6 protein-coding genes and 4 pseudogenes are annotated in these 7,766 nt (G+C 70.2%); 6 read left to right on the top strand and 4 right to left on the bottom strand.

Annotated features, from left to right (window positions below; all coding sequences use genetic code 11):
- The first annotated feature begins 108 nt into the window (after positions 1-108).
- Together E0504_RS43755 and E0504_RS53805 are read left to right on the top strand one after the other, a co-directional pair.
- Entirely contained in the window at positions 109-1,236 is a 1,128-nt protein-coding gene (locus E0504_RS43755; protein WP_112105998.1) for an RNA-guided endonuclease TnpB family protein, read from the top strand.
- Positions 1,237-1,632: 396 nt separating this feature from the next.
- Positions 1,633-1,758 (top strand): hypothetical protein, encoded by a 126-nt coding sequence (locus E0504_RS53805; protein ID WP_255565777.1) that lies wholly within the window; start codon positions 1,633-1,635, stop codon positions 1,756-1,758.
- 20 nt (positions 1,759-1,778) lie between these two features.
- On the opposite strand, the gene E0504_RS43745 is transcribed toward E0504_RS53805, so the two are convergent.
- Positions 1,779-1,994: a hypothetical protein gene (locus tag E0504_RS43745; protein ID WP_112109256.1), complete on the bottom strand. Its 216-nt coding sequence runs from the start codon at positions 1,992-1,994 to the stop codon at positions 1,779-1,781.
- A gap of 217 nt (positions 1,995-2,211) precedes the next feature.
- On the opposite strand from E0504_RS43745, the gene E0504_RS43740 reads away from it, so the two are divergent.
- Both E0504_RS43740 and E0504_RS43735 read left to right on the top strand, forming a co-directional pair.
- Positions 2,212-2,814: a TetR/AcrR family transcriptional regulator gene (locus E0504_RS43740; protein ID WP_112109257.1), complete on the top strand. Its 603-nt coding sequence runs from the start codon at positions 2,212-2,214 to the stop codon at positions 2,812-2,814.
- 145 nt (positions 2,815-2,959) lie between these two features.
- Positions 2,960-3,421, top strand: a complete 462-nt coding sequence (locus E0504_RS43735; protein WP_112109258.1) for a hypothetical protein — start codon at positions 2,960-2,962, stop codon at positions 3,419-3,421.
- A 22-nt stretch (positions 3,422-3,443) separates the two neighbouring features.
- On the opposite strand, the pseudogene E0504_RS54645 reads toward E0504_RS43735, so the two are convergent.
- Together E0504_RS54645 and E0504_RS53800 are read right to left on the bottom strand one after the other, a co-directional pair.
- Positions 3,444-4,297 (bottom strand): annotated as a pseudogene (locus E0504_RS54645) (NAD(P)H-binding protein).
- Between the two features lie 17 nt (positions 4,298-4,314).
- Positions 4,315-5,401 (bottom strand): annotated as a pseudogene (locus tag E0504_RS53800) (NADP-dependent oxidoreductase).
- A 61-nt stretch (positions 5,402-5,462) separates the two neighbouring features.
- Between E0504_RS53800 and E0504_RS43720 the strand changes: the two are divergent.
- Both E0504_RS43720 and E0504_RS43715 read left to right on the top strand, forming a co-directional pair.
- Positions 5,463-6,314, top strand: coding sequence for a helix-turn-helix domain-containing protein (locus E0504_RS43720; protein WP_165938810.1), 852 nt, complete (start codon positions 5,463-5,465; stop codon positions 6,312-6,314).
- Positions 6,315-6,602: 288 nt separating this feature from the next.
- A pseudogene (locus tag E0504_RS43715) lies at positions 6,603-7,465 on the top strand (ATP-dependent helicase); the annotation flags it as partial.
- Here E0504_RS43715 and E0504_RS54640 read toward each other — a convergent pair.
- A pseudogene (locus tag E0504_RS54640) lies at positions 7,446-7,766 on the bottom strand (NUDIX hydrolase); the annotation flags it as partial. The pseudogenes E0504_RS43715 and E0504_RS54640 sit on opposite strands and share 20 nt — an antisense overlap.

The following is a 7,766-nucleotide window of genomic DNA, read 5'->3' as shown; positions in this document are numbered from 1 at the left end:
TGACCGGGACACGTGGCGCGCAAGCCCTGTCCTTCAGGGCAGGGTTAGCGCATCAACAACGGGGCGGCAGGGAATTTGGCTATTCTGTCGGGTGTGGGTTCTCGGGTGGTGAAGCGGGCATATCGTTATCGCTTCTACCCGAATCCCGAGCAGGCCGCGCAGCTGGCCCGTACCTTCGGCTGTGTCCGCTACGTCTACAACCGGGCGCTGGCCGAACGGTCCCGCGCCTGGACCGGGGAGCAGCGCAGGGTCACGCACGCGGAGACCGACAGGATGCTCACCGCGTGGAAGCGGGACACGGAGACGGTGTGGCTGGCCGAACCGTCGAAAGGGCCGCTGCAGGCCACGCTGCGCCATCTGCGGGCGGCGTTCGTGAACTTCTGGGAAAAACGGGCCGGATATCCGTCCTTCAAGAAGAAGGGCAGGAGCCTCGATTCGGCGACCTACTTCCGGAACTGCTTCACCTACCGGAACGGGAACATCACACTGGCCAAGCAGGACCGGCCGTTGGACATCGTCTGGTCGCGCCCGCTGCCCGAGGGCGCGACGCCCTCGCGGGTGACGGTGTCGCGGAACGCCCGCGGCCAGTACCACGTCTCGATCCTGGTCGAGGACACCGTCACCAGCCTCCCGCCGGCTGGGGGGCGGGTCGGGATCGACGCGGGCATCACAGCGCTGGTCACCTTCTCGACCGGGGAGAAAGTCACCAACCCCCGGCACGAGCGCCGCGACCGGGTCCGGCTGGCGCGGGCGCAGCGGGACCCGTCCCGCACGGCGAAGGGCTCGGCGAACCGGGTGAAGGCCCGCGCGAGGGTCGCGGAGATCCACGGCAGGATCGCGGACCGGCGCCGGGATCATCTGCACAGGCTGTCCACGAGGATCATCCGCGAGAACCAAACGGTGGTCGTCGAGGACCTGTCCGTCCGCACCATGGTCCGCAACCACTCGCTGGCCCGCGCTGTCTCCGACGCATCCTGGTCGGAGTTGCGGGCGATGGTGGAGTACAAAGCCGACTGGTACGGTCGCACCGTGACAGCGGTCGACTGTTTCTACCCGTCGAGCAAAACGTGCTCGGCCTGCGGATCGGTCGTGGAGAACCTGCCGCTGGACGTCCGGGAGTGGACCTGCCGTTGTGGCGCGGTCCACGACCGGGACATCGACGCGGCACGGAACATTCTGGCCGCGGGGCTCGCGGTGTCCGCCTGTGGAGATGGAGTGAGACCACCTCGCTCCTGAAGCGAGGAGGCGTCCGTTGACGAAGCAGGAACCCGGATCGCGAGGTACGGGAATCCCCGGAGTTCACACCGGGGAGGATGTCAAGCGAAGAATCCTGACCCTTTGAACGAAGAGCCATACAGGCCGCTCAACAGATCGGCGCCACGAAAAGATCGTCCGTGTGAGTGTGGACCTGGAGCTCGAGCAGTCGGCGGTGGCCGCCGCCATCGACGGCCGCTTCGCATCCGGCCCGCTGCGGGGACGAACCGTGAACTGTTCACCGGCCCCGCATCGGCGGCGGCGTCCTCGCGCGGCGGGACCCGCCCGTGGACCATCGCAGCGGTCTACCTGTTCGACGCGCAGCAGCTGCTCGACGAGCTCCGCGCCCGAGGCGTCAGGACGGGAACCGCGGCGAGCGTGCGCGCCGCGCACTGGGAGGCAGCCGAGATCTTCCCACGGGCGAACAGCGAGCTGCTGACGGTCGAGCCGGAACAAGCACGCCTGCTACGCCTGTTCGCGCCGCCGACGGACGGCCCTCGCTGACCATCGCAGGACTTACCGCCTCACCGGCCCGGCCGGAGCGGCATCGCGGCTGACGTCTGCGGGCCGGTGTGCGGCACCAGCCAAGGTGAGTCGGCCTGTGCCCGTCCGGGCTCGGGCATCACGTTCGCCGCCCCGCCCGCGATGGCCTCGACCAGCCGGATCGCCTGAAGGACAGACAGATTCAGAACGATCTCGGTGCCGGCTTCCGCCTGCAACCGCACCGATACGTCCGCCATCGTCACATGCCCTTCGTCGCGAATCTGATCGCCCCCTGTACCGAGGGGGTCATGATGACGCTACGGGGGAAGCCACGATGATGTCGGGAAAGGTGGCCAGCGGCACTGACGACCAGGCGCGTCCGGAGCCGCGGGCTCGATCCGGTCGGGATCATCCGCGAAGATGGAAGGCCGGCTGCCATCCGAGGCTGGGACTCCGCGCTCTGGAGGAAGGCGAATGACCGCGCCCCGTCGACGCCGAGCGGCGACCGTCGAGAAGGCCACTCGTCTTCTCGACGCGACCGAGGAGATCATCCTCCGGGAGGGCTACGCGGCAGTCAGCTCCCGGAGCGTGGCCGCCCGCGTCGCCATCAACGCCCCTCTCGTGCACTACTACTTCCCGACGATCGACGACCTGTTCGTGGCGGTCCTGCGGCGGCGCGCGCAGCGCACGGTGGAGCAGATGGCCGCGGCGCTGGCCTCCGCGGAGCCGTTGCGCGCCTGGTGGGAGCTCGTCTCGGATCCCCGCGGAACAGCCCTGATCGTGGAGTTCGTGGCGGCGGCGAACCACCGTCCGGTGCTGCGGGCGGAGGTCGGCAAGGTGGCCCGCGAGCTCAGGCGGATGCAGATCGAGAAACTGGCCACGATTCTCGACGAGTACGGCCTCGACGCGGACGAGTACCCACCCGCGCTCGTCGCCGCCACGATCCAGGGCCTCGCCTTCGCGGTGGTGGCGGACAAGTCGACGGGCTACGACACGGCGCACGAGGAGGCCGCGGTCGCCATGACACGCCTGGTGACCCGCCTCGAGGAGAAGCGGGCACGTCGCCCGGGTCGGTAGCACAGGACGGACCGCCGACGGGAGCTACGCACGCATCTCGCCGCTGCTGTTCGCCGCGCGCGGCGTCGTCCCTGTCGGGTACGCGGCCTTCGCGTTCGTCCTCGGCGTCACAGCCGGGCTGCTGGTCCGCCGTGCCCTTCCCGCGATGGCCGTCACCCTTGGCGTGTTCGTCGCCGTCCAGATCGCCATGCCGCTGCTGGTACGGCCGCACCTCGCCGCGCCGGTCCGATCGGACCTGGAGATCTCCGAGTCGAACTTCCAGAACGTCATCACGCCGCAGGGCGAGGGATCCCCACAGGTGATGTTGGGGACACCCCAGAGCGAGGACTGGATCCTGTCCACCCACCTCGTGGACGCGTCCGGGACCGCCGTCGACGCGATCACGCTGTCACCGTCAGGGGCCTGCGGCCAGCGCTCGGACTCGACCCCACCGGTCTTCGAGGAGTGTTTCACCGAGATCAACCAGCTCGGCTACCGACAGCAGGTGACCTATCATCCGGCCAACCGCTTCTGGCGGCTCCAGTGGTACGAGACCGGGATCTATGGCGCCCTCAGCCTCACCCTCGCCGGGCTCTCCCTCTGGTGTATCCGCCGCCGCCTGTCCTGACCCGGCAGACTGTGGAATCCACTCAGTAGTCGGTCTTCGATATCCACGCGGCGGTCGCGCTTCGCGTGAAGTCGGTGAAGTCGGTTGGCTCCCGGCCGAGCGCGCGTCGCACCCCGTCGGCGACGACCGCTTCCCGACCCGTGGCGATGGGGGTGAGCGCAGCAGTCCAAAGGCGGGCGTCCGCCCGGCTCCACCCCTGTCCGGAGAGCTCCTCGACGAACCGGGCGGGCGGAATGGCGACGTACCGGGTGGCGTGTCCGGAGACACGTTCGATCTCGGCGAGAGCCTCGCTGAATGTCAGGGCACGCGGACCGGACAGCTCGTACGTCCGACCGGCATGATTGTCCTCGGTGAGCGCCGCGACCGCGACATCGGCGATGTCGCGCGTGTCGACGAAGGCTGCCGCGCCGTCTCCAGCGGCAAGCCGCAGCTCGCCCCGCTGGATCGAGGCGTGAAAGAAGCCCTCGCTGAAGTTCTGCGCGAACCAGCCGGGCCGCAGAATCGTCCAGCGCATTCCGGTCGACCGGACGGCGTCCTCGTTGCGCAGGTGCCCCCCCCGGCGCCGTCGTAGTCATCGCCGTAGTAGCCGGGCTGGTCCACCCCGCGCGCCGAGAGCAGCACCAGCCGCTCGACGCCGGTGTCCGCGGCCCGTGCGAGGAAGGCAGGCACGGCTGTGACCTCATCGGGCGCCGCGACATACACGCCTGCGACACCGTTCAGCGCGGGCTGCCAGGTGCGTTCGTCGGTCCAGTCGAAGCGCCGCTGCGCGGACCGGGACGCCACCCGGACCGGCGCGCCACGAGCGCGGAGGCGGGCGACCACCTGCCGGCCGGTCTTGCCGGTGCCGCCTACGACGAGGAACTGTCGGTGCGCCATGGTGAACTCCATCAGAGTCATCGGACCGGGAGCGCGTCCCGCGTCGCCGTCATCGTCTGGCTGCTTCTGTCACCGGGGCCGAGGCGGACGAGCATCTTGCCGGTGTTGGCGCCCCGCAGCACGCCGAGCAACGCGGCCGGGGCCTCCTCCAGACCGTGGGCCACGGTCTCGGCGGTGCGCAACGACCCGTCCCGCAGCCAGGCCCGCGCGCGCTCGGTCCACTCCGGGAAGAGGTGGAAGTAGGAGGTCACGAGCATGCCGCGCAGCGTGGTCTCCTTCCAGTACGCCTGGAGGAGGTTCTCCGGGCCGGGGGTCGGGCCGGTCGCGTTGTAGGAGCTGACCGCGCCGACGAGGGCGAACCGCGCGCCGGCCCGGGCGGATCCGATCGCGGCGGCCAGGTGATCGCCGCCGACGCTGTCGAGATAGACATCGATTCCCTGCGGGGCCGCGTCGGCGAGCTGTTCGGCGACAGGGGCGGCCCGGTAGTCGATGGCCACGTCGAATCCGAAGTCGGTGCGAAGTCACCTGGCCTTGTCCGGGCCGCCGGCGGAACCGATCACCGTCGCGGCCCCCAGCAGCCGGGCGAGCTGGCCGGCCACGCTCCCGACCGCGCCGGCGGCCCCGGAGACGAACACGGTGTCACCCGAACGGACCGGCGCCACCTCCGTCAGCGCCGCGTAGGCGGTGAGCCCGGTGGTGCCGAGCGGGCCGAGGTACGCCTGCGGCGGCACGCCCGCGACGTCCACGACGTTCGCCGCCGTCGCGTCGACGACGGCGTAATCCCGCCAGCCGAGGAAGTGGGACACGGTCGCGCCGACCGGGATCGCGCCGGAGCGGGAGTCGACGACCTCGCCGACCGCGCTGCCCTCCAACGCGACACCGAGCTGGAACGCCGGGATACTGGAACGCCGGGATATAGGACGGCGTCTCGTCCATCCGCCCCCGCATGTACGGGTCGACCGACATCCAGGTGTTACGGACCAGGATCTGCCCCTCGGCAAGCGGCGGCACCGCCTGGTGGACGAGCTCGAAGTGCTGTGCGCCGGGTTCACCGACCGGGCGGCCGGCCAGCCGGATCTCCCGGCTCGTGAGGTTCGCTGTCATGTCGACCAGCCTGTGGGCGCGGAATCGGCGCAGCCAGCGCCCTCGGTTGGGTAGCCAAGCAATGGCTACCCTGATTCCAGTGGACACCCGAGCCGAGTTGACCGGCTTTCTGAAGTCACGTCGGGCGAAACTGCGGCCCGAGACCGTCGGCCTGCCCCAGTACGGAGAGCGCCGCCGCGTCCCGGGCCTGCGCCGCGAGGAGTTGGCCCAGCTCGCCGGGGTGAGCGTCACCCACTACACCCGACTGGAGCAGGGCCACGGCCGTAACGTCTCGGGTGAGGTCCTCGACGCGGTCGCCGCCGCGCTGCGGCTGAGTGGCGTCGAACGCGAACACCTCATCAATCTCGTCCACCCGCCGCGGCCGGTTCCCGGCCCGGACGAGCCCGCCGTCCGCACCGACCTCCGTTGCCTGATCGAGGGTATGGACCACACGCCGGCGTTCGTGCACGGCCGGCACGGCAACATCCTGGCCTGGAACGACTCCGCCGAACGGGTCCTCGGCGACCTCGACGCCCAGCCGCCCCGCCGACGCGTCTGGCCGTGCCTGGTCTTCCTCGACCGACGCTTCCGGTCGATGATCAGCGACGTCTCCGAATGGGACGCGATCGCCCGCCAGCGTGTCGCCTACATGCGGCTGTCCCTGGGTCGCTACCCCCAGTACCCCGACCTGGTCACCGTCATCGAGTCGCTGCGGTCCACCAACGCCGACTTCCGCCGGTTCTGGGCCGAATACCAGGTCGCGGACTGGTCCAGCGTGACCTGCCATCTGCGGCACCCGGAGGCTGGCGATCTCGAGATCGCCATCCACGTCGTGAAGCCCGGCGGGGAGCCGGACCAGTGGGTCGTCACGTTCACCACCGAGCCGGGCTCGCCCTCGCAGAAGGCACTGCGCCGCCTGGCCGGCGGAGAGTAGGACCGCGCCCCATCCAGGCTCCGCACGCTCTGCGCAGTGACCGCGTCAGCGCGTACCCACGGGAGTAGCGCGGGAGTAGCCGCCACGACAAGCGCAGCCACAACCTCGCCAAGCCCATCACTCCGCACGGCAAACCGGGCACGGAGCAAAGAAAAAATCATCGGTCTTCGCCGCTTCTATACGGAGAACAAGACTAATGTCACGCCATCTGATGATCAGCGACTGGCAGGCGGCGGCCCGCGACGCCGGCTCGGGCAGCGGCGTGCCGACGGGCGGGCTGACGATGACGTCGCGCCCTTCGACCGTTCGGCGGAGCCGATCGTGCGGCACCTCGTCCGCGCGGGCTACCTGGACTCCGACGGCGGCATGCTGTTCATCGGACCCGAGGCGGAGCGTCGCTTCGGCCACCGGCACTTCTCCGAGCTGACCGCGGTCTTCACCGCGGCACCCGAGTTCACCGTCCTGCACGGCCGGGACGAGATAGGCCGCACCGACCCGGTTCTGCTCACCGACCCGGTCGAGGGCCCGCGGCTGCTGCTTCTCGCCGGCCGCAGCTGGCGGGTCACCCACATCGACTGGAAACGCCGCCGCTGCTTCGTCGAACCCGCCGAGGGCGGCGGCCGGGCCCGCTGGCTGACGTCCGCCGACGGCGGGCTGTCCTTCGAACTGACCAGGGCGATGCGGGACGTCCTGCTCGGCACCGATCCACCGGTCCCCCTCACCCGCCGGGCGACGGAACGGCTAGCGACCGTCCGCGAGAACCATCTGGACGTCGTCCACCCGGGCGGCACGATGATCGTCCGGACGGAGGATCTGACCGACGTCCGCTGGTGGACCTGGGCCGGCGAACGCGCCAACCGCACCCTCGTCGCGAGCCTCGGCGACCTCGCCGACCCGCTCCAGGCCCCGACCGCCTCCTACCTGCGCCTACGCAGCGACCTGACCCCACCCGAGTGGAGAGCCGCGACCGCGAACCTGGAATCCCGCCTCTGCCTGCCCCACGTCACCGACGAGGCCCTGGCCGGCCTGAAGTTCAACACCGCGCTACCCCGCGCCTGGCCGAAGCGACACTCGCCACCCGCCTCGCCGACCTCCCCGCAGCCACCACCGTCCTGCGCGAACCCGTCCGCTTCACGACCCTGGAAAACTGACCGCTCGTCCGAATGCCCGCTCCCGCAGCGGGCTCGCACACAGCAACGCCCAGGCCGCCAGGGACGAGGCGTCCTTGATGACTCCTCCGGCGAGCAGGTCGCCCCACTCGCGGTGGCTGAAGCGACGTGTCACGAGATCCTGCTCCTCCACGGAGAGCTCGCGCTGTCCGGGGGAGAGCTCGGTGGCCAGCCAGACCTGACACGCCTGGTCGGCGTAGCCGTAGGCGGTGAAGATCTGTCCCAGATGGTCGAGCCGGCCGGCCCGGAGCCCGGTTTCCTGGCTCTTCCCAGTTGGCCGGAA

This window comes from Parafrankia sp. BMG5.11 (assembly GCF_004337455.1).
The sequence above is the reverse complement of the archived record's forward strand: the minus strand, read 5'-3'. Positions and strand labels throughout refer to the sequence as shown.

What these genes read in the sequence shown, in the direction of transcription:
- E0504_RS43745 (WP_112109256.1), bottom strand. Translation starts at nt 1,994, where the DNA reads ATGGCGGACGTATCGGTGCGGTTGCAGGCGGAAGCCGGCACCGAGATC.
- E0504_RS43740 (WP_112109257.1), top strand. Translation starts at nt 2,212, where the DNA reads ATGACCGCGCCCCGTCGACGCCGAGCGGCGACCGTCGAGAAGGCCACT.
- E0504_RS43735 (WP_112109258.1), top strand. Translation starts at nt 2,960, where the DNA reads ATGGCCGTCACCCTTGGCGTGTTCGTCGCCGTCCAGATCGCCATGCCG.
- E0504_RS43720 (WP_165938810.1), top strand. Translation starts at nt 5,463, where the DNA reads ATGGCTACCCTGATTCCAGTGGACACCCGAGCCGAGTTGACCGGCTTT.